Genomic DNA, 24,593 nt, shown 5'->3' on the forward strand with positions numbered 1-24,593 from the left:
CTCAACCATCAACGGGTGCAGCGAGTTTGGATGGTTTGGTTTGGGCATTCGGCTCAACCATCAACTGGCGCACTATTCTTGGATGGTTGAGCCGGGACCGAGCCGTTAGGCGAGGACCCGTGTCGAAACCCGGTGAGACGAGTGTGTCCGCAACCACCTCCGGCGGCACCGATCACGCGCGACGCAAGATCGCCACCGGGTGGTGGGCCCGTAGGGTCGCCACATCCACCGTGCCACTGTGGGTGTTGTCGTCGAGGACGTCGACCCACGAACCGGGCGGCAGGGTCACGGTGGTGGCGGCCGCGTCGGCCTCGAGCAGGCTGTGGGTGAACCGTGCGGTGATCATCACCACCGACGGGGCCTCGCCGACGACGCCGCGGGCGAACGCGATGATGTGGTCGGCGGCGGTGCCGTCGGCGTGGATGGGCCGGTAGTCGCCTCCTGGGCCGAAGGCCTCCGGGTAGGTGGCGCGTACCCCGAGTGCGGCGGCGACGAGTCGTGTCTTCGGGTGATCGACGGAGCGGTCGTAGTCCACCGGCCGACGGTTGTCCGGGTCGACCAGCGAGTCCTCGAACCATTCGGTGCCCTGATAGATGTCGGGAACCCCGGGTCCGAGTAGGCCGATCGCCTTGCGGGCCAACGCCTCCTGCTCCCAGGCGCTCGCGATCCGGGCGACGAAGGCGTCGATCGGTGTCGAGACCGGCGCGGTGGTGAGGGTGTGAACCCAGGCGTCGAGCGCGGCTTCGAACTCGGTGTCCACATCGATCCACGACGTCCGCAGGCCGGATTCACGTGCTGCCTTGCGTGCGTACGCGCACAGCCGCTCGCGCAGCGCGTCGTCGACGGCCACCGGACGGCCGAACTCGACGGGCCACACGCCGATGACATTCTGTAGCAGGAAGTATCCGGTCAGGTGGTCGGGCGGCGGTGCGGCCGCCCACACCTGGCGCACCAGCTGTGACCAGCGTTCGGGCACCTGGGCGAGCAGGGCGATCCGGGCGCGTACGTCCTCACCGCGCTTGGTGTCGTGGGTCGACGCCGCAGTCATCGCACGGGGCCAGTCGGCGGCGCGGACCACATTGTGGGCGTGGAAATCCCGCAACGGCAAGGTCGGGTCGGCCGGATCGGAGCCCACCTCCTGCGCCGACACCAGTCGCGCCGTGCGGTAGAACAGGCTGTCCTCGACGCTCTTGGCGGTGACCGCCCCACAGGTCTGGGCGAGCCGAGCGGTGGCCGCCGACCCCGGGTTGGTGGTCGCGGTCACGATCGTCGCGAGTGCGTCGGCCAGGTCGGGTCGCCGTTCGGCGATGCGTGCGGCGGTGGCCTCCAGGCGTGGCCGCAGCGACGGATAGTCGGCGCGATACACGCCCAGGCCGGCGATCAGCTCGGCGGTCGCCGCGGTGACGGCGGCGATGTCGGCACTCGGGTCGGAGTGGGTGACGGCGCGCACCAGGCGACGATGCTCGGCCGGGAACATCTCGGTGAGGGTGCTCAGTTTGCGGTTGTGCTCGCTGTCGCGGAGCCAGCCGGCATCACCGGGGATGCCGGTGGTGTGTTCGTGGATCTCCGACAACTCGACGATCCCCGACGGCGCGGTGAACAGGGCGTCGATGATCCGCATCTGGTCGTATCCGGTGGTGCCGTCGACCGGCAGTGCGGGTTCGAGTGGTTCGTCGGCGGCGAGGATCTTCTCGATCCACAGCAGGCGGTCGGTGCCGAGATCGCCGCGCAACCGGCCGAGGTAGTCCACCGGATCCCACAGTCCGTCGGGATGATCCACGCGCACACCGTCGATCAGGTCGGCCTCGACGAGGTCGCGCAACCACGCATGGGTGGCGTCGTAGACCGTCGGGTCCTCCTGCCGTAGCCCGGCGAGCTGGTCGATGGTGAAGAACCGGCGGTAGCCGATCATCCCCGAATCCCAGGGGACGAGCCGATAGTGCTGGCGCGCGTGGACCTCCTGCGGTGTGCCGCCGAGGGTGCCGGGGGCGGTGGGGAAGGCGTGGTCGTGGTACCGCAGGACACCGCGGGTGTCGACGGTGAGCGGGCCCAGATCGCCGTCGGAGGCGAGGACCGGAAGTGCCAGGGCGCCGTCGCATCCGTTGTCGACGGAGAAGTCGGCGTCGAAGAATGCGGCGTACCGCGAACCGGGACCGTGTTGCAGCAGGTCGGCGAACCACGGATTGCGCAGGACCTCGGCGACGCCGGTGTGGTTGGGCACGATGTCGATCACCAGTCCGAGGCCGCGCTCGCGGGCCGCCGACCGGAGGACACGCAGACCGTCACGTCCGCCGAGCGCCGACGCCACCCCGGGTGGGGGGACCCAGTCGTACCCGTGTGTGGAGCCGGGCATCGCCGTTCCGATCGGAGACAGATAGAGATGCGAGACCCCGAGTGCGGCAATGTGATCGAGTGTGTCGATGACGTCGGCGAACCCGAAGTCCGGGGTCAGCTGCGCCCGATAGGTCGCGATCGGCTCCGGTCGGATCATCATGTCAGGCCCTCTTGCGCAGGACCAGCAGTGACCGTTCCCGCACCGACAACACCGACCCCGACACCGCGGAGGTGACCGCGGAATGGCCGGTGGCGTCGGCGGTGTCGAGGACGCCTTCCCATTCGAGGCCGTATCCGGTGGGGGGCAGCCGGAAGTCGATGCTCTCGTAGTGGGCGTTGAAGCAGATCAGGAAGCTGTCGTCGATCACCTTCTCGCCGCGGTCGTCGCTCTCGGCGATCCCGGCCCCGTTGAGGAACACCGCCAGCGACTTGCCGAAGCCGCTGTCCCAGTCGGCGGTGGTCATCTCCGCGCCGGAGGGGGTGAGCCAGGCGATGTCGAGTGCCTGATGTCCCCACCGGATCGGCTTCCCGGCGAAGAACCGGCGCCGTCGGAACACCGGATGCTCGGTACGCAGGGCGATGGCACGCCGGGTGAAGGCCAGCAGGTCGGCGTTCTTCTCCGCCAGTGTCCAATCCATCCAGGCCAATTCGGAGTCCTGGCAGTAGACGTTGTTGTTGCCGAGCTGGGTCCGGCCGATCTCGTCGCCGTGGGCGAGCATCGGTGTGCCCTGCGACAGGAACAGCGTGGCCAGGATGTTGCGTTGCTGGCGGGCTCGCAGCGTGAGGATCTCCGGATCGTCGGTGGGTCCTTCCACGCCGCAGTTCCAGGACCGGTTGTGACTCTCGCCGTCGCGGTTGTCCTCACCGTTGGCCAGATTGTGCTTCTCGTTGTAGGACACCAGATCCCGCAAGGTGAAGCCGTCGTGGGCGATGACGAAGTTGATGCTCGCCGACGGCCGGCGCCCGGTGGCCTCGTACAGATCCGACGACCCGGTGAGTCGAGAGGCGAACTCGCCCAGCGTGGCCGGCTCACCACGCCAGTAGTCGCGGACGGTGTCTCGGTACTTCCCGTTCCACTCGGTCCACAGCGGCGGGAAGTTGCCCACCTGGTAGCCCCCCTCGCCCACGTCCCACGGCTCGGCGATCAGCTTCACCTGGCTGACCACCGGATCCTGTTGCACCAGATCGAAGAACGCCGACAACCGGTCGACGTCGTGGAGTTCGCGGGCCAGGGTCGAGGCCAGATCGAACCGGAATCCGTCGACGTGCATCTCCAGCACCCAGTAGCGCAGCGAGTCCATGATCAGCTGCAGGGTGTGCGGATGCCTGCCGTTGAGACTGTTGCCGGTTCCGGTGTAGTCCATGTACATCGCGGGATCGCCGTCGACGACGCGGTAGTACGCCTTGTTGTCGATACCGCGGAAGCTGATCGTCGGGCCCATGTGGTTGCCCTCGGCGGTGTGGTTGTAGACGACGTCGAGGATGACCTCGATCCCGGCCTTGTGGAACGCCCGTACCATTGCCTTGAACTCGGTGACGGCACTGCCCGGCTGGTGGTTGTAGGCGGCCGCGTACTCGGCATGCGGGGCGAAGAACCCGAAGGTGTTGTAGCCCCAGTAGTTCTGCAGGCCCTTCTCCCGCAGCACGAAGTCGTTCATGAACTGATGCACCGGCATCAGTTCGATGGCGGTGACACCCAACGACTTCAGATGGTCGATGATCACCGGATGGCACAGTCCGGCATATGTTCCGCGCAGGTGCTCGGGGATGTCGGGGTGGGTGGCGGTCATGCCCTTGACGTGGGCCTCGTAGATCACCGTCTGGTGATAGGGCAGGCGCGGCGGACGATCGTTCTGCCAGTCGAAGAACGGGTTGATCACCACCGACAGCATCGTGTGGTGGCGCGAATCGAGCTGTGGCATGGCCGATGACGGTTCGGGGTCGACCTGCCGGTGATCGTCCGGGAACGGCGATTCCGGCTCCTCGAAGATCTCTTCGCCGGTCTCGTCCGGATCGGGGTCGAGGGAGGTTCCGGTCTCATCTGCCTCGTCGGCCGTGTCGGCGGGTCGGCTCTCGGCATCGACGACGAGGCCGTCGGGGTCGGATGCGGCCGCGGCGATGGTCAGGGCGATGTGGTCGGATGAGATGGGCTCGGCGCCAACGGAATCGGGTGAGCTCTCGGGGACGGAGGGGTCGACGGCATCCGACGATACGGTGGACATCGACGCGATCTCGCCGTCGACCTCGGCGTCGACCACCGTGCCGGCGTCGACCTCCGTGCCGGTGGCCTCGACCGAGGTGGCGGACACATCGACGTCGTCGGCGGCCCCGTCGGTGTCGGGATCGGCGGCCGCGACCGGATCCTGCGGTGCGCCATCGGGATCGGGCGCAGAGGGTTCGGGCGCAGAGGAATCGGGCGCAGAGGGTTCGGGTACAGAAGGATCGTCGTCGGCGGTCATCGGGTACGAGAACAGCGACGGGTCGGGATCGAAATCCCCGTAGAAGGCCTTGCCGTAGGGGTCGAGCAGCAGCTTGCTGGGATCACATCGCAGCCCCTGCGACGGGTCGAACGGTCCGTGGACCCGGTACCCGTAGAACTGACCCGGTCCGATCCCCGGCAGGTAGCAGTGCCAGCAGTAGCCGTCGACCTCCTCGAGCGGGATCCGCTGTTCGCTGCCGTCCGGCTCGATCAGGCACAGCTCGACCTTCTCGGCGACCTCGGAGAACAGTGAGAAGTTCGTTCCCGCACCGTCATACGTCGCGCCGAGGGGATAGGCCTGGCCCGGCCACACCGGGAGCGGATGCGGTGCGTGCACACCGGGTCGCGGCGCGGCACCACCGGCTGCGGGGGTGCCGGCGAGGCCGGCGGGATCGAGTGGCGCCTCGCCCGTGGACCGGTCGTCTGCGGTGGGCGGTACGGTCATGCGCGCCGTCCTGTGTTCATGTGTCGACCCTAGCGGCGAAACCGCAGGTCTACATCTCGGACAGGCGTCCCGGCCGTACCGGCGTGATCGGCGTCGCAGTCGGTTCGGCGACCGGTCGGGTCAGGGCTGGGCGCCGACGGTCCACGGCATCGCCCGGCCCATCTGCGCACCGAGTCCGTCGGTGAGGCTGCGGACGTAGGTGGCGCTGAGGTGATGCCAGTCCTTGTAGACGATGATGTTGCCGACGATCGCGGGACACAGGTCGGGGGTGCACACGCCGTTGGACAGGTCCAGTGCGTGGAACAGCGGATTGGTCTCGGCGTATGCGGCGGCCGGATCGGTCGCCGACAGCGCCGCCCAGCGCTGGGTGCCGCACGATTCGGCGGTACCCCCCTCGGCCAGACAGGTTGGGGTGTCGATCAGGCCCTGCGCGTTGTGCGGCCACGGGGTGTCCCGGATTCCGAGCACCGGGATACCGGCACCGGTGAACCGTTCGAAGATCGGGGTGTAGTCGGTGGGCGTCCAGTCGCCGGGCCCGTCGTCGCGCGGTCGTGTGGAGTTGGTGAACACCGCGTCGGGTTTGTCGGAGATGATCATCGGGATCACCCGTTCGACCCAGTCGTGGCACTGCGGATAGGGCACGCCGTTCTGCCGTGGCACCGGATCGGTGGACAGCGGACAACCCATCTTCAGGTAGGTCTTGACCTTGAAGTGGTACCGCTGGCCCAGCAGGTTGAGCGCGCTGATCCACATCTCGGCGTGCGATCCGCCGGCCAGCGCGATGGTCCGTGAGGCGGCCGGATCACCGTAGATGCCGACGTGGATACGCGGATCCTCGAAGTCGCTCATGTACCCGTCGGTGGATGTCTCGGGGAAATCCTTGATCACCGCCAGCGGGGTGGGTTGCGGGTCGAGCGCCGGCACCGGTGCGTTGTCCAGCAGTGCCCGCGCGCCCGGGAACTCGCGGGGATCGAGGTTCTTGGTGTCGACGGCGAGGGTGGTGACATGCCGCTGCCAGACCTGGATGCCGGCCACGCCGACGATGCTCGCGACCACCAGGATCGTGGTGACCAGCGAGGTGTAGCCGAACCATCGACGCCGTGACCATCCGACCAGGGGTCTGGGCAGGGTGGGGGCCTCGCCGTTGCGGAGCGGGTCCTCGACGTAGCGTTTGGTCAGCCAGGCGAGGCCGATGGACGCGGCGAGCAGCACCACCCCCTCGACGAAGTTCGCGTGGTTCTTGTCCCGCCAGCTCAGGTAGAAGATCAGCAGCGGCCAGTGCCACAGGTAGAGGGCGTAGGCGATGGTGCCCAGCCACACCGGACCGGTGGAGGCGAGCATCCGGTTGACCGCCGGCAGCGAGGTGTCCTGCTGCGCGTGCCTGCCCCGCCCGGCGCGTTCGGCGGCCACCGCACCGGACCAGATGATCAGCACCGTCGCCCCGACGGGTACGAGGGCCCAGGGGCCGGGGTAGGCGTCGACGCCGTCGATCCACCAGCCGCAGGTCACGATCAGGGCGAGGGCGACGACGGTCGCGGAGTTACGAATCCAGCGCGGCACCCGCCATGACGGCATCCACACCGCCAGCAGGCCGCCGGCCAGCGGTTCCCACAGGCGGGACAGGGTGTCGTAGTAGTTCCACTGCTGGTTGACCTCCATCCGCATGTGCGCCCAGTAGAACGAGAGCGCGGCGAGCCCGAGCAGCGAGACGCCCACGATCACCCGGATCACGGTGGGACGGGCGATCGGTGCGAAGACGGTGGCGATCAGCTTGATCAGGGCGGCGACGATCACCGCGGCCAGCAGCATGCCGACGAAGAACTGGCCCTGCACCGACATCGACCAGATGTGTTGCAGTGGACTGTTCGCCGAGCTCGCCGCCAGGTAGTCCTGGGAGTTCAGCGCCAGATACCAGTTCTGGTAGTAGAGGCCGCTGGCGATCAGCTCGTGTCCGGTGTTGGCCCACCGCGTCTGCGGCAGCACCACCACGGTGAGCACCAGTACCGCCACGAGCACCGTGAACAAGGCCGGGAGCAGGCGTTTGAGCAGGCGTTTCAGCCGTGGCCACGGGTTGATCGTGTCCCAGTAGGAGACGCGGACCGACTGGCTGTGCACGGCGTGGCGCAGCAACGAACCGATGAAGAAGTAGCCGGACAGGGTGAGGAAGACGTCGACACCGCCGGAGACCCGGCCGAACCAGATGTGGAAGCAGGCGACCAGGGTGATCGCGATACCACGCAGACCGTCGAGATCGGTGCGATACGCGGGCGTGGCGGCAGGCGTCACGACCGTGCGGTCGGAGGTGGGGGTTCGGGTGGTGGCCACAGGGGGAGAAGCGTCTTCCGTGAGGGATCGTCGGGTCCGTGGGTCGGCATCGGGTCACCGACGGCTCGCCACCCGACGCGCGAAAGCCCTGCCGCAGAGGCTACCGGGTCACGCGTCGATGGCGGCGGCACGATGCCGCGCGCCGTCGAGGATCACGTCCAGACCGTCGGCGAACTCGGCGCCGAAGTCGCGGCCCGAGGGACCGATCACGCCGAGCCGTTCCATCTGTGCGCGGGTCTGTTCCTCGATGGTCAGGCCGATGACCAGCTGACAGATCGCGGTGGTGATCGCCTGCGCGTCCCGGTCTGTCAGGCCACCGGCGACGGCGACCGCGGTGATGACATCGGCGACGGCCTTGTCTGACAGGCCCGACGCCCAGCTGGAGGAGACCACCTCGGCGCTGTCGGGCACGGCGAGCAGGGCGGCGCGGATGCCGGTGGCGAGGTCGGCGAGTTGCCGGTCCCACGGCAGGGCCGGGTCGGGGCCGGGAACCGAGGCGAGGATGTCGTCGGCCAGGGCGGCCAGCAGGGTCTGTTTGTTGGGGAAGTGCCAGTACAGCGCGTTGGGCCGGACCCTGACCTCCGCGGCGAGCCGACGCATCGTGAGGTCGGCGAGGGAGTGCCGGGTGAGCACTCCACGGGCGGCCGCGAGGATGTCGGCTCGGCTGTTGCTCACGGGGCCCAGGGTAGTGGTCGTGCGGCATCGCCCGGCGAGCACCCGAGCCGGTCACCGGTGGCCGCGGCATCGATCGGGTCCGGGAACGCGGCGCCCGGAGTGGCGCCACAGCACCACCTGTACACCGTTCAGGAGTTTTCCTGTACGGTGTTCAGGCAGCGGGATGGTGACGACACCCACACCGCATCAGCCCCCGGTACGGAGCCCGTTCTCCGGCCGCCCGGTTCGACCGAAGGATCACCGCCGTGGACCACGCCAGCATCAGTGCCGTCGATGCCGCGCACATCTGGCATCCCTACGGGGCGTTCCCGGCACCCACCGAACCGCTCGTGATCGCCTCCGCACACGGTGTGCGCCTGCGCACCGCCGACGGCCGCGAGCTGATCGACGGGATGAGTTCCTGGTGGGCGGCGATCCACGGCTACGGCAACCCGGTGCTCGACGCCGCCGCCCATCGGCAGCTCGACGCGATGAGTCACGTCATGTTCGGTGGCCTCACCCATGAACCGGCGGCGCGGCTGGCCCGGTTGCTCGTCGAGATCACCCCTGCACCCCTGAACAAGGTCTTCTTCTGCGATTCCGGGTCGGTGTCGGTCGAGGTCGCGATCAAGATGGCGGTGCAGTACTGGCGTGGCCGCGGCCGACCCGGACGCACACGGATGCTCACCTGGCGCGGTGGTTACCACGGCGACACCTTCGCCCCGATGAGCGTGTGCGACCCCGACGGCGGCATGCACGCCTTGTGGACCGACGTGCTCACCCGGCAGGTCTTCGTCGACGCGCCGCCCGCCGACTTCCGGCCCGACTACTTGGCGGCCCTCGAGGCCGAGGTGATCGCCCACCGCGACGAGCTCGCCGCGATCATCGTCGAACCCGTCGTGCAGGGCGCCGGGGGGATGCGCTTCCACGATCCGCAGTACCTGCGCGAACTCCGGCGGATCTGCGACGAGCAGGACGTGCTGCTGATCTTCGACGAGATCGCCACCGGCTTCGGCCGTACCGGCACCCTGTTCGCCGCCGCGCACGCCAGCGTCGACCCCGACATCATGTGCGTGGGCAAAGCGCTGACCGGCGGATACCTGAGCCTCGCGGCCACCCTGTGCACCGACGACGTCGCCGCGGTGATCAGCGCCGGCGAGGCCGGGGGACTGGCGCACGGCCCCACGTTCATGGCCAATCCGCTGGCCTGTGCGATCGCCGTGGCCTCCACCGAGCTCCTGCTCGACGGCCCGTGGGCGCACCGGGTCGCGCGGATCGGGGCCGGCCTCGAACGCGGACTGGGTCCGTTGCGCGGTGTCGACGGCGTCGCCGACGTCCGCGTGTTCGGGGCGATCGGTGTGATCGAGCTCGACTCCCCGGTCGACATGCGGGCGGCCACGGCCGCGGCGGTCGACGCCGGCGTGTGGTTGCGGCCGTTCCGCAACCTCGTCTACGCCATGCCGCCCTACATCTGTTCCGACGACGAGATCGACACCCTCACAAGCGGTATGCGTGCCGCCGCCGAGGCCTGTGTCGCGATTCCGGTGGGAGGACCCCTGTGACCATCACCCAGACCGACGGGCGCGCACGCGCGACCGGTGACGACCAGATCGGGCATCCCGGTGCCGCGGGCCCGATGACCGGCGACGGGCCCGTCGCCCTCGACTGGCTGCACGAGGCCGCCGCGGCCACCCTCGCCGCGGGTCTGCACCGCGAGCCGGTGGTCCGCCGCGAGGGGCAGGAACTGCTGAACCTGGCCTCCAACGACTATCTCGGCCTGTCCACCCATCCGGCCGTCGTCGCCGGGGCACATCTGACCCTCGACCGCTGGGGTGCGGGGGCCACCGCCTCGCGGCTCGTCGCCGGCACCACCGCCGAACACGTCGACTTCGAGCGCGAGATCGCCGACTTCCTGGGTTTCCCTGCGGCCCTGATGTTCTCGTCGGGTTACCTCGGCAACGTCGGTGCCATCACCGCGCTGGTCGGGCGGGGTGACCTCATCGTCAGCGACACCGGCACCCACGCATCGCTGATCGACGGCTGCCGGTTGTCGCGGGCCCGGGTGGTGGTGGTCGACCGGGGCGATCACGAGGCCGTCGCCGCAGCCCTGGCCGAGCGCACCGAGGACCGCGCCCTGGTCGTCTCCGACTCCATCTACAGTGTCGACGGCGCCGCGGCACCGGTCGCCGAACTCTATGCCGCCGCCCGCGCCCACGGTGCGGCCCTGCTGGTCGACGAGGCCCACGGTCTCGGCGTGCGTGGGCCGGGAGGACGTGGCGTGATCGCCGAGGCCGGCCTGTCCGGGGCGCCCGACCTGGTGGTCACCACCGTCGCATCCAAGTCCCTGGGCGCCCAGGGTGGCATCGTGCTCGGGCCGCAGGTGTTGCGCGGCCATCTCGTCGACCGCGCCCGCCCGTTCATCTTCGACACCGGGCTCGCCCCGGCCGCCGTCGGCGGTGCCCGCGCCGCCCTCGGCCTGCTGCGGACCGACCCGGAGATGCCGAACCGTCTGCGCCGCAACGTCATCCACATGGCCGAGCGGTGCGATATCGAACTGCCGCGTCGAGTCGACGGGACGCCCGAGGTGTCGGCGGTGCTCTCGATCGTCGTCGGCGAGCCGCAGCCGGCGGTCGCTGCGGCGGCCGCCTGTCGCGAGCAGGGTGTGCTGGTCGGCTGCTTCCGGCCGCCGTCGGTGCCCGCCGGTACCTCGCGGTTGCGTCTGACCATGCGGGCCGACCTGACCGCCGACGACGTCGATCGCGCCGCCGACGTGGTCCTCGCGGCATTGCGTCGGGTGGGTGCCCGATGAGCGCCCGATCCCTGGTCGTCACCGGTACGTCCACCGACATCGGCAAGACCATCGTCACCGCGGCCCTGGCGGCCGCACTCGCCCCGCGCCTGGACGTCGCGGTGTGCAAGCCGGCCCAGACCGGTGTGCTCGACGGCGAGCCGGGCGATCTCGCGACGGTCACCGCGCTCACCGGTCCGCTGCCGACCCTGGAATGCATCCGCTATCCCGATCCGCTCGCACCCGAGACCGCCGCCCGCGTGGCCGGTGTCGCCCCGGCCGACCCGCACGAGATGCATTCGCGTATCGCCGCTTTCGCCGGACGCCATGATCTCACCCTGGTCGAGGGGGCCGGTGGCGCGCTCGTGCGGCTGGCTCCCGACCACACCATCCTCGACGTGGCGGCCGCACTGAGTGCCGCGGTCCTCGTCGTCGTGCAGGCCGGGCTCGGGGCCCTCAACCACGCCGAACTGACCGTCGCCGCGATCCGTGCCGCGGGACTGCGGCCCGCAGGTCTGGTGATCGGCGCCTGGCCGGAGCAGCCGGATCTCGCGACCCGCTGCAACCGCGACGACCTGCCCCGGCTCACCGGGGTCCCGGTGGTCGGCGTGATCCCCGACGGTGCCGGCCGTCTGTCTGCCGGCCGGTTCCGCCTCGACGCCGCGAGCTGGTTCGACCCGGACTGGCTGATCGGACTGCGCCCCAATGACTTCGAGACATCGAACAGCACCCACCAAGGAGTTCTCGCATGACCCAGGCACCCGTGGACCCGCGCACCGCGACCACCCCGACCGCCGCTGTCCCGACCGCCGCTGTCCCGACCGCCGCTGTCCCGACCGCCGCTGTCCCGACCGGCGCTGTCCAGACCGGCGCGGCCGACATCCTCGCGATCGCCCGCGAGCAGGTCCTCGAGCGTGGGGAGGGGCTCAGCCAGGAGCAGGTGCTCACCGTGCTGCGCCTGCCCGACGAGCGGCTCACCGAACTGCTGCAGCTCGCCCACGACGTGCGGATGCGCTGGTGTGGTCCGGAGGTCGAGGTGGAGGGCATCATCTCGCTCAAAACCGGTGGCTGCCCGGAGGATTGCCACTTCTGTTCACAGTCGGGCCTGTTCGCCTCGCCGGTGCGCAGCGCGTGGATCGACATCCCGTCTCTGGTGGAGGCGGCCAAGCAGACCGCCAAGACCGGTGCCACCGAGTTCTGCATCGTCGCCGCCGTCCGCGGACCCGACAAGCGCCTGCTGAGCCAGGTCGCCGCGGGTATCGAGGCCATCCGCAACGAGGTCGACATCCAGATCGCCTGCAGCCTGGGCATGTTGACCCAGGAACAGGTCGACCAGCTGCGCGACATGGGCGTACACCGCTACAACCACAACCTGGAGACCGCGCGCAGCCACTTCCCCAACGTCGTCACCACCCACACCTGGGAGGAGCGGTGGGACACCCTGCGTATGGTCCGCGACGCGGGTATGGAGGTCTGCTGCGGCGGCATCCTCGGCATGGGTGAGTCGCTCGAGCAGCGTGCCGAGTTCGCCGCCGACCTCGCCGGCCTCGATCCCGACGAGGTGCCGCTGAACTTCCTCAACCCGCGACCGGGCACCCCGTTCGGCGACCTCGACGTGCTGCCGGCGTCGGAGGCACTGAAGTCGGTGGCCGCGTTCCGGCTCGCGCTGCCGCGAACCATCCTGCGCTTCGCCGGTGGCCGCGAGATCACCCTCGGAGATCTGGGCGCCAAGCAGGGCATCCTCGGTGGGATCAACGCGGTCATCGTCGGCAACTACCTCACCACGCTCGGCCGTCCCGCCGAGGACGACCTCGATCTGCTCTCCGATCTGTCGATGCCGATCAAGGCACTCAACGACAGCATCTGACGAGCGGAGCACAGAGGTGGCTAGGCTCGCAGGGGTGGGAGTTGCGATGACGAACCGATCCGACGCCGGGGGAGACCTGATGGTCCCCGGTCCGCTGGATCAGCCGTGCCGATACGGGGTCTACACCGGGATCGAGCTGGAACTGCAGTCGCCGGATGCGGTGCCGACCGCGGCGCGGCTCGGACTGGAACCGCCGCGGTTCTGTGGGCAGTGCGGCCGGCGGATGGTGGTGCAGGTGCGCCCGGACGGCTGGGATGCCCGGTGTTCCCGGCACGGCACCGTCGACTCCACCGAACTGGGCCGACGATGACCGATCCCGCCGGTCCTCCGGCACCGCACGGATCCGGCCGGCCGCAACCGGTACCCGGGCAACCGGGGCATCACGAGCCGGGGTCCTCGGCACCGATCCCCGAATCCCCGGCCGCGCAGAACCCGATGGCCCCGATGACCCCGGTGCCGATGGCGCCGCCGCGGACCGTCCGGCCGGCTCACCGCACCCCGTCGACCCTGGTCGCGGTGGCGGCGGTGACGCTGCTGCTCGGGGTGATCGCCGGTGCGGTGTGGGCGGTGGTGACCCCGGCGATGTCGGGGGTCCGTGCGGCCGACGGCGCGTCGGTCTCCGGTGCCCAGCTCGGTGAGGAGTTCGCCGGTGTCGCCGCGTTCTGCCTGATCATGTGTGCATTCGGGGCGATCGCCGCCGGCGTCTCGTGGTCGGCGGCCCGCGGGTGGCGTGGACTGCCCGGATACGGGGTCACGCTGGCGTCGACGATCGTCGGAACCGGTGTCGCGGGTTGGGTCGGCACCCAGATCGCCGACTGGCATCTGGCCGGGCCCACCGACGTCGCGGTGGGGCAGACCTTCCGGGTGGTCCCGGACCTGTGGCTCGACCAGTCGGTGCGGCAGGGTCCCAGTGGGCCGTGGGTGTTGCTGATCTGCGCGCCGCTCTTCGCGACGCTGGTCTATCTGGTGTGTGCGCTGGCGCAGCGCGACGGCGACCTCGGTGTCGGTGATCAGCCGCAGTGGCCGGCGGTCGGCGACACGCAGGCCGTCACATCGGGGGTTTGAGCGTCGCGAACTCGTCGGTCACGCGCAGCGCCTTGTCGGCGAAGGCGTAGAGCGACGGGGGACGGCCACCCGAACGGCCGGTACGACCGAGCAACCCGGTCGCGACCACCACGCCGCGGCGGCTGAGGATGCGCAGCAGGTTGGTGGTGTCGACGCGGTAGCCCAGGGCGGCGCCGTACACCTCCGACAGCTCCGACATCGCGAACCGCGACGGGGCCAGCGCGAAGGCGATGTTGGTGTAGGAGAGTTTGGCGGCCAGCCGATGTCGGCCGGCCTCGATGATCGCCGCATGGTCGAAGGCCAGATCGTCGGCCTCCAGATCGTCCACCCGATGCCAGGCCGCACCGCTGGGCAGGTCCGTCGCGGCGTCGGAGGGCACCAGCCCCAGATAGGTCGAGGCGATGGTCCGCACGCCCGGGACGCGGTCGGGGGCGGAGAACACCTCCAGCTGTTCGAGGTGCGCGACGGTGCGGACGTCCATCTTCTCGGCGAGCAGGCGGAGTCCGGTCACCGACAGGTCCTCGTCGTCACCGATGTCGCCGCCGGGCAGTGTCCACGGTGCGGTGTGGTCGCCGTGGGTGAGCAGCACCGAGAGTGCGGGCGCGCCGTCGGGTTCGGCCTCGCGGACCTGGAAGACCACACAGAGAACCTCGACGCGCATGGGCGCCTCGACACGTAACGGCGCCTCGACACGCGACGGCAGCTCGACACGCACGGCCGGCGTCCCGGGGTCGGAGGGTTCGGGAGGCGTCGGCATGCCGACGATTCTAGGGGCACCCCGCCGCCGTTCCGACGGTGTGTCGGCCGGTTCGCGCGGCGGGTCGCCGGCTCACAGTTCCTCGAGGGTGACCAGGCCGTCCTGGATCGCGCGGGCGACCAGCGACGCCTTGGTACGGGCGGCGCGACCGGCGTCGGCGTACTTGGTGCGGATGCGGGCGAGGTGGGTGTTGACCGTGCCCACCGAGATGTTCAGCCGCGAGGCGACATCGGCCTTGGAGTCGACCAGCAGCCAGGTCCGCAGCACCTCGACCTCACGGGTGGTCAGCGGCACCGGAAGGGTGCGGGGCTCGGGTCGCGGGGAGGCGATGACGGCGATCGGTTCGACCCGACGCGGGGGCATCACCGGTCGTGCGGCGAGACGTTCGAGGGCCTCCTGGCGGCGGCGTACCGCCTGCAGGGGCGTGGAGTAGCTCCGACGGCCGGGGATGGGGCTCCGCGGCGCGATCGGCGGCATGGGCTGCGCGGAGTTTCCGGTGGCGGTACCGAGGCTTGCGGTCATGATGTCGGACTCCTGAAGTCGTTGGTTGACGGGGATGACGCTGGTGTTTCGGCTGATCAGAACGCTACGGAGTACAACGGTGGATCAAACGAGTAGTGGACTACTTGGAATGGGCTTGGAATGCCCGCAGAGTGACCGGTGTTACGATGACTGCAGGTTTTCGATCAGCAGTCGAAAACCCGCCGCCGGTACACAGCCCGTGCCGTGCGCAGGCCGCAGAGCGGCAGGACAGAGGAGTTCTCCAGATGAGCATCACCAGCGACCGACCCGCGGTGACCGAATCGACTGCTTCGGCTGCGGCGGACATGCAGTGGATCGACGGCCCCGGCGGTTTCACCGGCGTCGAACCCACCCTCGAGTGGGCCGAGGAGGTCCGCAGGCTCGCCAAGGCCCGCAATGCCACCCTGCTCGCGCACAACTACGAGCTCCCGGCCATCCAGGACGTGGCCGATCACGTCGGCGACTCCCTGGCACTGTCGCGGATCGCCGCCGAGGTCGACTCCGACGAGATCGTGTTCTGCGGTGTGCACTTCATGGCCGAGACCGCCAAGATCCTCAGCCCGGACAAGCGCGTCCTGATCCCGGACGCCCGCGCCGGCTGCTCGCTGGCCGATTCGATCACCGCCGACGAGCTGCGCGCCTGGAAGGACGAGTTCCCCGACGCCATGGTGGTCTCGTATGTGAACACCACCGCCGAGGTCAAGGGTCTCACCGACATCTGCTGCACCTCGTCGAACGCCGTCGACGTCGTCGCCTCGATCGATCCCGACCGCGACGTGCTGTTCCTGCCGGATCAGTTCCTCGGCGCGCACGTCAAGCGCGAGACCGGGCGCGACAACATCCACATCTGGGCCGGTGAATGCCACGTCCACGCCGGTATCAACGGTGACGAGCTCACCGAGCAGGCCGCCGCCCACCCCGACGCCGACCTGTTCATCCACCCCGAATGCGGTTGCGCCACCTCGGCGCTGTACCTCGCCGGTGAGGGTGCGGTGCCCGACGACCGGGTCAAGATCCTGTCCACCGGCGGCATGATCGACGCCGCCCGCGAGACCGGCGCCAAGCAGGTCCTGGTGGCCACCGAGATCGGCATGCTGCACCAGCTACGCAAGGCCGCCCCCGGCATCGACTTCCAGGCGGTCAACGACCGTGCGTCGTGCCCCTACATGAAGATGATCACCCCGGCCGCGCTGCTGCGTGCCCTGCGCGAGGGACGCGACGAGGTGTTCGTCGCCGACGACGTCGCCGCCCGCGCCCGCCAGAGCGTCGAGCGCATGATCTCCATCGGCAACCCCGGTTCGGGGGAGTGAGCGCACCGATGAACGCGACCTTCGTGGGGCAGGAAGCGGCGACCGGGGATCTCGATCTGGCCGTCACCGACGAGGTGCGGGCGCTGATCCGCACCGCGCTCGACGAGGACCTGCGGTACGGGCCCGACGTGACCACGGCCGCAACGGTTCCCGCCGACGCGACGGTGGACGCCGCGATCGTCAGCCGGGCACATGGCGTGATCGCCGGCGTGCCGGTGGTGCGTGCGGTGTTCGACGAGGTGATCGGTGCCGACCGGTATCAGGTGACCGCGGCGATCGCCGACGGAACCCCCGTCGCCCCGGGGGATGTGGTGCTGGCCGTGCATGCACCGACGGCCGCACTGCTGACCGCCGAGCGCACCGCGCTGAACCTGATCTGCCATCTGTCGGGTGTCGCCACCGCGACCGCGGCGTGGGTCGCCGCGGTCGACGGCACCGACGCCAGGATTCGTGACTCGCGAAAGACCTTGCCGGGCATGCGGTATCTGCAGAAGTACGCCGTGCGGGCCGGCGGTGGCGTCAATCACCGCATGGGTCTCGGCGATGCGGCACTGATCAAGGACAACCATGTCGCGGCCGCGGGTTCGGTCGGTGCCGCACTGCAGGCGGTGCGCGCTGCGGCACCGGGGCTGCCGGTGGAGGTCGAGGTGGACTCGCTGGAACAGCTCGACGAGGTCCTGGCGTTGTCCCCGCAGCTGGTGTTGCTCGACAACTTCGAGCCGTGGGAGACCCAGATGGCCGTCCAGCGCCGCAACGCGCGGTCGCCGGAGACCAAACTCGAGAGCTCGGGTGGCCTCGCCCTCGAGGTCGCCGCCGACTATGCGCGCACCGGCGTCGACTACCTCGCCGTGGGTGCGCTCACCCACAGCGTCACCGTCCTGGACCTGGGGCTCGACACGGTCGAGTAGGGCGCCGCGGCCGGGCCGCCGTGTCGTCGGGTTCGGTCCGGGGCCGGCACTGCCGGTCCTCGAGCCGATGACGAGCACGCCGACGGTGACCGCGATCATCGAGATCCCAGCATCGGCCGGTGCCCGTACATGTCACCGAGCTGGGACAGTAGCGGTACGCACACGGCGGCCGCGAGGGTCTGGACCGTGAGGAACCAGGTGATGTCGGCGTCGCTCACCCGTGTCCAGTAGGACGTCGACGCCGGTGTCACCCGGACGACCTGTCGGTCGCGGAACTGCGGGGCGTGACATGCCGATGCGGTACGACGCGTTTCATATGTCTGCAGGTCGGACGGTGCAGGCCGTGTGGGTCGGTCGGGTGTCCTCGGTGGGGCGGGCGGACTGTCGCGGGTGGTGCCGGCCGTTCTCTCACGCCCCGATCGCCCGCGCGATCATCGGCCACGATGCGCGTAGTTCCGCCGCGAACAGGCCCCATGAATGGGAACCGAGAGGCCGGATGTCGAGGTGGTGGGCGATGCCCAGCGACGCCAGACGCGCCGACAGTGCTGCATTGCACCCACTGGCCACCGACTCCACGGGCAGGCCGCCGATCAGCGCGCCGGGCAGCTCCAGTGGACCCAGACGATCCACCGGGCCCGGCACACCCGTCGCCGAGCCGAGGTAGATCGCCTTGCCGCGCAATCGGTTCGCGTTGACGATCGGGTCGTGTGCCGCCCATGCCGGTGCACCGGGCGGCCCCCACATGTTGAGCACGTTGCCGCCGCCGCGGGCCACCACCATCGTGTTGGTCAGTACACCGAGCGGGAATCCGGTTGTGGGACAGCCGCTGTAGGCGGCGACGGCCCGGTAGCGCTGCGGTGCCCGGGTGGCCAGGTCGACGGCCGGTCCCGCCGACATCGACACGCCGCTGATCGCATTCGCACCGGTGGTGCGGAAGACCTTGGCGATCGCCGCGGGCAGTTCGTGGTTGATGTAGGTCTGCCATTTGTTGCGGCCCAGGACGGGGTCGTCGTGCTGCCAGTCGGTGAACATGGAGAACCTGCCACCGATCGGCAGGACGACGTTGACACGTTTGCCGGCGAAGAACGGCCGGACACCGCCGTGGTGATACCACGACACCCCGTCCTCGGCGCCGCCTGCGCCGGGCAGCATGTAGAAGACCGGGGCGACGGGTTTACCGGGCAGATGCAGGACCTGGTTTCGGATCACCCGGTTCATCGAGGGGGAGTGCACCAGCACCACCGTCTCGGTGGGTGACACCTCCTGGACCGACACCACATCGGCCCGCGCCGATGTGGCCGGTACCGCCAGGATGGTCGCTGCCGCCGCGGCCACGGCGATCACTGCTCGCGTACACGCTCTCCGAAATCGCGCCATGGTTGGCGATTATCGGTGGCCTGTGGGGTTGCTGTGAACCGGGGTATGGCGGAACGTTAGGCCTTCGTGATGGTTTCGAGTCCGGGGCTACCGGCCGGCTTCGGTCAGCTGCCAGCCCTGCGCGCTCTGCAGCCGATGCCAGAATCGCGCATAGGTCCCGTCGGCCTCGAGCAGTTCGGCATGGGTGCCCTGCGCCTCGATCCCTCCGGTGGCGTCGAGGGCGATGATCGTGTCCGCGCGCGCGATGGTGGCGAGCCGGTGGGCGATCACCACGACCGTCGCCCGCTCCCGCAGTTTCTCCACCGCGGCCACGATGTTCGCCTCGTTCTCCACGTCGAGAGCCGATGTCGCCTCGTCGAGGACGACGATCGGTGCGTCCTTGAGCAGCGCCCGGGCGATCGCAACGCGTTGCCGCTCGCCACCGGAGAGGCCGCGTCCGCCCTCGCCGACCCGGGCCGACCATCCGTCGGGAAGCCGCTCGGCGATCTCGGTGACGCCGGCGATGTCCGCGGCGGCACGGATCTCGCCGGGGGTGGCATCGGCCCGGCCGACGGCGACATTGGCCTCGAGGGTGTCGTCGAAGAGGTAGACGTCCTGGAACACCATCGACAACTGGGCCATCAGCTGTTCGGTGGTCTGCTCGGTGACCGGACGGCCGCCGACGAGGACCTGGCCGCCGGCGACGTCGTAGAAGCGGCAGATCGCCCGCGCGATGGTGGACTTCCCGCTTCCGGACGGGCCGACGAGGGCGACCATCGTGCCCGCCTCGACCGTGAACGACACATCGTGGAGCATCGGTGGGCTCGCCGGCGAGTAGGTGAAGCCCACGTCGACGAATTCCACCGTCCCCGGTGCGGGCAACGCGGCGGCGTCCTCGGGTTCGGGCAGCGGTACCGCGGTCAGGACCCCGTCGAGCTGATCGAGCAGTGGCCGGCGAGACTCCAGGGCCATCGCCCCGGTGGTGATCTCCGACAGCGTGGAGGTGAAGCGCAATGCCAGACTGATGAAGGCCAGCGCCGGGATCGGTTGCAGCGACCCGTCGATGGCGAGCGATCCGGTCAGCGTGATGAGCACGACGATCACACCCTGGGTGACCATTCCGCTGAGCAGCAATCCGACGGTCTCGATCCACAGTGCTCGGGTCTTGGCCGTGTGGGCCGCCGCGAGTGCGTCGTCGAGCGGTCCGAAGTCGTCGCTGCGGCCGCACGAGCGGATCGCGCCCTGGCACTGGACGTACTCCACCACCTGGTTGGCGAGCGCGTTCTCCGTGGGTTCGTGCATCTCGCGGCCCCGACGCATCAGGGCGGTCGAGGCGAGGGTGATGAGCACGAAGACCGGGATCGAGATGGTCAGCACCAGGCCGAGCAACGGATCCCAGAACCAGGCGGCGACGACGATCACCACCGTCGCGGTCCGTCGCGACACCAGCGGACCGAACATGTGCGCAAAGATCTCGCCCGCCGACATCAACTCGGTGGACACCATCCGCGAGAGTGCACCGGCGAGCGGACGGGCGAACCATCCGAGCGGCTGCCGGGCCACCTGATCGCCGACCAGTCGATGCAGGCTGCGCAGGAAGTCCAGTGCAACAGCGTAATTGGTGTACTGGGTGATGTAGTTCAGGCCGAATGCGGCGGCCGACAGGATGCCCAGAATCCACAGCCAGCCGGCCAGTCCGAAGCCCCACACCGGGGTGCCCTGGGCGAGGGTGCTGATGGTCGGCAGCAGGGCGGCCAGCGCGGCACCGTCGACCAGCCCCACCCCGACGGCGGCGGCGATGGCCGGACGCATGCGTTCGGGATGCGAGATCATGCGCTGCATCCGCGGGACGATGTCGATCAGGGGGAGGTTCATCGGTGTGTCCCTTCGGCGGTTCCCGTGGGGCCTGTGGTGCCCGACCCGGGCTCACGCGACCCGGTGCGGTGCGTCCCGGCCAGTCGGGCATCGGCGCCGGCCCGCTGCCACATGCGGGCATAGGCCGGGTGGCCGGCGAGCTCATCGTGGGTTCCGGTGGCCACGACCCGTCCCGACTCGACGACGATGATCTGGTCGACCCCCTTGATCACCTCCGGCCGGTGGGCGATCACCAGCACCGTCCGGCCGCGGACCAGGGTCGAGAGCGCTTGCTGGATCTGGTGTTCGGACTCGGGGTCGGTCAGCGCGGTGGCCTCGTCGAGGACCAGGATCGGGGCGTCCACCAGGACCGCCCGGGCGATCGCGATCCGTTGGGCCTGCCCGCCCGACAGTCCCGAATCCGACCCGTAGACGGTGTCGAAACCGTTGGGCAGGGCTTCGATCTCGTCGAGAATCCTTGCCGCGGAGGCAGCCTCGCGGATCTGCCCGTCGGTGGCGTCCGGTCTGCCGAGCGCGATGTTGTCGCGGATGCTGATGGTCAGCAACTGCGGATCCTGCAGGACCATACCCACCTGCGAGTACAGGTCGTCGATCTCGGTGATGTCGACGCCGCCGATCCGGATGGTGCCCGACGCGGGGTCGTCGAAGCGGGCGAGCAGGGTCGCGATGGTCGACTTCCCCGATCCCGACGGGCCGATGAGTGCGGTGACGGTGCCCTGCGGCAGGGTGAAGCCGACGTCGTCGACGGCGAGCACCGCATCCGGGCCGCTGCCGTAGGAGTAGTGCACCGCCTCGAAGGTGACATCGTGTGCCGTCGGGCGCCGGGCCTGGACGGCATCGGGTTCGGTCAGGATCGGGGTGTCGATGAGCGCGGCGAGACGCGAGGCCGCGGCACCGGCGAGTTGTCGGCTCCACGTCGAATGCATCCACGTCTCGAGCGCATACGGGATCAGCAAGGCGATCAGCGAGGTGGCGAGCACGTCGGCGGTGCTCACCTGATCGTGGTGTACGAGAACCGAACCGACGCCGATGTTGACCAGCAACACGAGCGGGATGGCGAGGAACGAGGTGCCCAGTGCGGAGACGCGGACCAGCGGCCGCACCCAGTCGAGGTAGAAGTCGTAGAACTCGTCGGCCGACTCCTGGTAGTTGCGATGGGCGCGCCCGACCCGCCCGAATGCCTTGACCACGGAGATCCCCGCGACGAACTCGACCATCCGCGCCGACACGGTGGACAGCCGACGGTCCATCTCCACGGTCTTCTCGCCCATACCCCGCATCGACATGGCCATCGCGCCGATGTAGAGCGGCAGTGTGGCGATGGAGAGCAGCCCGAGGCGCCAGTCGATGACGAAGGCGTAGATCATCAGTGCCGCCGGCATCACGACGGCCGCGGTCCCGTCGACCGGCTGGTGGGCGATCAACTGGTGGACGGTGCCGATGTCGTCCTGCATGCCCTTGCGTACGCGACCGGAGTTGGTGGCGGTGAACCACGCGAGCGGTACCTTGGCGAAGCGATGCACCAGCCGGACCTGGATGAGGTGGCCCAGCCGGATGTCGGCGAGGTGGGTGACCAGCAGGGCGACGAAGTAGATCGCGAGCCGTAAGACGAAGGTGATCACCAGGATTCGCAACCAGCGCCGGATCTCGTCGCCGTCGACGTGGGTACCCGCGGACGAGGCGGCGAGGAGTGTGCCGCCGATCTGGACCAGGGCGATGTAGGGGACCACGGCGAGAACCCCGGACACCACGGCGAGCAGCCGGCCGATGGTCAGCGGCACGGCGACCGGTCGCATCAGACGCTTGAGCGCGAGGGCGTCGGCCTTCTGTTTCTCCTTCTCGCTCAGCGCGTTTCCGCCACCGTCGGTGTGCTCACCAGACGGTGGGCGGGCGGCGTCGGAGCTGTGCGGGTCGGAGTCTGCGGGATCGGTGACGGCGTTGGCGGCGGTCATGGCACCTCTCGCGATCCATGGCGACCTGCGGCGTCACATCCCCGTGGTGACTTAGGGTAGCCATACTTAAGTTCGGGTCGCGTTCACCATAGGTCGTGCGCCGATCGCCTGGCAAGGGTCACGAGGTCATCGACGGTCCCGCCTGCCAGGGCGGACGGACCGTGCGCACCAGCGAATAGCGGACGATGTCGGGGCGGTGCAGTTCCGAGGCGTAGAACAGTCGGCGACCGCTCGCGGCGACCCCGATCAGTTCCAGGGTCATCACCGGATCTCCGGCCGACATGTCCAGCAATGCCGCCGATTCCGCGTCGAGCACGTCGGCCCCCGGGGTGGCCACCTCCCAGACCAGCGATTCGCCCCACGCCTGGGCGACGGCGGTGAACACCGAATCGTCGAGTCGTGTCGGCTCGGCGTCGGGGACGAGCAGGTACCCCGTGGCGATCATCACCGGCAGGTCGTCGGCGAACCATCGTTTGGTGGTGTGCACGCAGGGGGCGCCCGGGTCGCAGTCGAGGAGTGCGGCGACGTCGGCGGGGAGTGAACCCCAGGTCTCGGCGACGATCTCGACGCGGGCCTCGTAGCCGAGCCGCTCGAGTAGTTCGGTGTGTTCGAACTGTTCCTCGAGCCGCACACTCATCCGCAGTGCCAGCGGGTCGACCACGGTCGCCGCGCCCTGCCGGCGTCGCAGCAGGCCCTGCCGTTCCAGATCCGCCATCGCCTTGCGCAGCTGCTGGCGGGTGCAGTGGAGGCGGTCCACCAGGTCCATCTCGCCCGCCAGCGGTACCCGGTCGGCGGAGGCGTCGCGGGCCAGGCGCAGCAGTTCCCGGGTGATCCGCCCGTGGGAGGCCGCGTCGTCGGATGCCGAACCGGTGCGGCTAGCCATTCTCCGACGCCTCGCTGACGTCGATCGCGTCGATCTCGGCGAGCAGCCGGTTCGTGAGATCGTCGTCGGCGAAGCTCGCCGTCACCGACGTCCGCGCGAGATCGCGGAGCTCGGATCGGTCGAGACCCCAGATCTGGGACGATACAGACCAATCGGTTTCCAGCGAGGTGCCGAGGACGGCCGGGTCGTCGGTGTTCAGCGTGACCGCGACCCCGGCCTGGCGCAAATGCCGGAACGGGTGCACCTCCCAGGACGGATACAGCCCGAGTGCCACATTCGATCGCGGACACACCCCCAGCGGGATCTGCTGATCGCGCAGGCGGCCGACGAGCGCCGGGTCCTCGACCGCCCGGATTCCGTGGTCGATGCGTTCGGCGTGCAGATGATCGAGCGCATCGCGCACACCCTCGGGTCCCGACGACTCTCCGGCATGGACCGTCCGCCGCAGGCCGCGGTCTCGCGCCAGCGAGAATGCCTCCGCGAAGCGGTGACTCACCGGTCCCGACCGATGCTCGTCGCCGTCGATGGACAAGGCGACCACCCGTGGCGGCCGGGATTCGGTGATCTGTTCGACCAGTTCGCGGGCCGAGGACGCGGACTGCCCCCGGGACAACGACACGCACGTGTTGACCTCGGCCAGGCCGTCGACGCGGGCCTCGTCGAAGCCGTCGGCGAAGGCGGCGAAGAGCGCCGGAACCCGATCGGTCCACTGTCCCCAATGTCCGGGGTTGACGATCGCATCGGTGTACCGGATCCCGGATGCGGTCTGGCGCGCGGCGAACCGGTAGGCCAGCGACGACGCCTGCTCGGGTGTGGCGACCAGTCCGCATCCCCAATCCAGGAAGCGCAGAAAGGAACTCAGCCCGGTCTCGGCGCCGTCGCCGGCACCGGCGGTCGCCCCACCGAACAGCCGGTCGGCCGGGAAGGGGAGTTGCGCGCCTGCGGCCTTGGCCAGGCCGAGGAGATCGGCCAGTCCCAGCGACCCCTCCAGGTGGATGTGCACCTCGGCCTTGGGCAGGGCGCGGATCCAGGCTTCGTCGACGCGTTGTGCCACGGCGGATTTGGTCATGCGC

20 protein-coding genes are annotated in these 24,593 nt (G+C 69.5%); 8 read left to right on the forward strand and 12 right to left on the reverse strand.

Features of this window, described 5'->3' with window-relative positions; genetic code table 11:
• Positions 1–172: 172 nt before the first annotated feature.
• From treY to GD1_RS07170, 4 genes are all read right to left on the reverse strand, one after another.
• Entirely contained in the window at positions 173–2,494 is a 2,322-nt protein-coding gene (gene treY / locus GD1_RS07155; protein WP_059036501.1) for a malto-oligosyltrehalose synthase, read from the reverse strand.
• A gap of 1 nt (position 2,495) precedes the next feature.
• A complete protein-coding gene (gene glgX / locus GD1_RS07160) occupies positions 2,496–5,258 on the reverse strand; it encodes a glycogen debranching protein GlgX (RefSeq protein WP_059036502.1) in 2,763 nt (920 codons plus the stop codon).
• Between the two features lie 120 nt (positions 5,259–5,378).
• On the reverse strand, positions 5,379–7,583 hold the full coding sequence (locus tag GD1_RS07165) for an acyltransferase family protein (protein ID WP_059036503.1): 2,205 nt from the start codon (positions 7,581–7,583) through the stop codon (positions 5,379–5,381).
• Between the two features lie 108 nt (positions 7,584–7,691).
• A complete protein-coding gene (locus GD1_RS07170) occupies positions 7,692–8,258 on the reverse strand; it encodes a TetR/AcrR family transcriptional regulator (RefSeq protein ID WP_059036504.1) in 567 nt (188 codons plus the stop codon).
• A 245-nt stretch (positions 8,259–8,503) separates the two neighbouring features.
• On the opposite strand from GD1_RS07170, the gene GD1_RS07175 reads away from it, so the two are divergent.
• The 6 genes from GD1_RS07175 (at position 8,504) to GD1_RS07200 (ending at position 13,957) form a co-directional block, all read left to right on the forward strand.
• Positions 8,504–9,799, forward strand: a complete 1,296-nt coding sequence (locus GD1_RS07175) for an adenosylmethionine--8-amino-7-oxononanoate transaminase (RefSeq protein WP_059036505.1) — start codon at positions 8,504–8,506, stop codon at positions 9,797–9,799.
• Positions 9,800–9,873: 74 nt separating this feature from the next.
• Entirely contained in the window at positions 9,874–11,046 is a 1,173-nt protein-coding gene (locus tag GD1_RS07180; protein ID WP_059036526.1) for an 8-amino-7-oxononanoate synthase, read from the forward strand.
• Positions 11,043–11,777 carry a dethiobiotin synthase gene (bioD, locus tag GD1_RS07185; RefSeq protein WP_059036506.1) on the forward strand — a complete coding sequence of 245 codons (735 nt, stop codon included), beginning with the start codon at positions 11,043–11,045 and terminating at the stop codon, positions 11,775–11,777. Before GD1_RS07180 ends, bioD begins: the two co-directional genes overlap by 4 nt.
• Positions 11,774–12,892 (forward strand): biotin synthase BioB, encoded by a 1,119-nt coding sequence (gene bioB / locus GD1_RS07190; protein ID WP_202926921.1) that lies wholly within the window; start codon positions 11,774–11,776, stop codon positions 12,890–12,892. The genes bioD and bioB overlap by 4 nt, the downstream gene beginning before the upstream one ends.
• A 46-nt stretch (positions 12,893–12,938) precedes the next feature.
• Positions 12,939–13,202, forward strand: a complete 264-nt coding sequence (bsaP, locus tag GD1_RS07195) for a biotin synthase auxiliary protein BsaP (protein ID WP_174519027.1) — start codon at positions 12,939–12,941, stop codon at positions 13,200–13,202.
• The gene (locus tag GD1_RS07200) at positions 13,199–13,957 is read left to right on the forward strand and encodes a DUF2567 domain-containing protein (RefSeq protein WP_238403666.1); all 759 of its coding nucleotides are present in this window, start codon (positions 13,199–13,201) and stop codon (positions 13,955–13,957) included. The genes bsaP and GD1_RS07200 overlap by 4 nt, the downstream gene beginning before the upstream one ends.
• Here the strand turns inward: GD1_RS07200 and GD1_RS07205 are convergent.
• Both GD1_RS07205 and GD1_RS07210 read right to left on the reverse strand, forming a co-directional pair.
• Positions 13,941–14,714 (reverse strand): NUDIX hydrolase, encoded by a 774-nt coding sequence (locus GD1_RS07205; protein WP_373855260.1) that lies wholly within the window; start codon positions 14,712–14,714, stop codon positions 13,941–13,943. The genes GD1_RS07200 and GD1_RS07205 overlap by 17 nt on opposite strands.
• A gap of 72 nt (positions 14,715–14,786) precedes the next feature.
• Positions 14,787–15,236, reverse strand: coding sequence for a LuxR C-terminal-related transcriptional regulator (locus GD1_RS07210; protein ID WP_059036507.1), 450 nt, complete (start codon positions 15,234–15,236; stop codon positions 14,787–14,789).
• 245 nt (positions 15,237–15,481) lie between these two features.
• On the opposite strand from GD1_RS07210, the gene nadA reads away from it, so the two are divergent.
• Together nadA and nadC are read left to right on the forward strand one after the other, a co-directional pair.
• A complete protein-coding gene (nadA, locus tag GD1_RS07215; protein ID WP_053777788.1) occupies positions 15,482–16,546 on the forward strand; it encodes a quinolinate synthase NadA in 1,065 nt (354 codons plus the stop codon).
• Between the two features lie 8 nt (positions 16,547–16,554).
• The gene (gene nadC, locus GD1_RS07220; protein ID WP_059036528.1) at positions 16,555–17,454 is read left to right on the forward strand and encodes a carboxylating nicotinate-nucleotide diphosphorylase; all 900 of its coding nucleotides are present in this window, start codon (positions 16,555–16,557) and stop codon (positions 17,452–17,454) included.
• Between the two features lie 95 nt (positions 17,455–17,549).
• Here the strand turns inward: nadC and GD1_RS25635 are convergent, their stop codons facing one another.
• The 6 genes from GD1_RS25635 to add all read right to left on the reverse strand — a co-directional run bounded on the left by GD1_RS25635 (position 17,550) and on the right by add (position 24,589).
• The gene (locus tag GD1_RS25635) at positions 17,550–17,672 is read right to left on the reverse strand and encodes an MFS transporter (RefSeq protein WP_162128783.1); all 123 of its coding nucleotides are present in this window, start codon (positions 17,670–17,672) and stop codon (positions 17,550–17,552) included.
• Between the two features lie 190 nt (positions 17,673–17,862).
• Positions 17,863–18,789 carry an alpha/beta hydrolase gene (locus tag GD1_RS07225; RefSeq protein WP_244882576.1) on the reverse strand — a complete coding sequence of 309 codons (927 nt, stop codon included), beginning with the start codon at positions 18,787–18,789 and terminating at the stop codon, positions 17,863–17,865.
• 129 nt (positions 18,790–18,918) lie between these two features.
• A complete protein-coding gene (locus tag GD1_RS07230; RefSeq protein WP_059036509.1) occupies positions 18,919–20,685 on the reverse strand; it encodes an ABC transporter ATP-binding protein in 1,767 nt (588 codons plus the stop codon).
• Positions 20,682–22,637: an ABC transporter ATP-binding protein gene (locus GD1_RS07235; protein ID WP_083533939.1), complete on the reverse strand. Its 1,956-nt coding sequence runs from the start codon at positions 22,635–22,637 to the stop codon at positions 20,682–20,684. Before GD1_RS07235 ends, GD1_RS07230 begins: the two co-directional genes overlap by 4 nt.
• 118 nt (positions 22,638–22,755) lie before the next feature.
• On the reverse strand, positions 22,756–23,520 hold the full coding sequence (locus GD1_RS07240; RefSeq protein WP_059036510.1) for a GntR family transcriptional regulator: 765 nt from the start codon (positions 23,518–23,520) through the stop codon (positions 22,756–22,758).
• Positions 23,513–24,589: an adenosine deaminase gene (add, locus tag GD1_RS07245; protein ID WP_059036511.1), complete on the reverse strand. Its 1,077-nt coding sequence runs from the start codon at positions 24,587–24,589 to the stop codon at positions 23,513–23,515. Before add ends, GD1_RS07240 begins: the two co-directional genes overlap by 8 nt.
• Positions 24,590–24,593 lie beyond the last annotated feature (4 nt).

Source organism: Gordonia desulfuricans NBRC 100010 (assembly GCF_001485495.1).
Classification (GTDB): domain Bacteria; phylum Actinomycetota; class Actinomycetes; order Mycobacteriales; family Mycobacteriaceae; genus Gordonia; species Gordonia desulfuricans.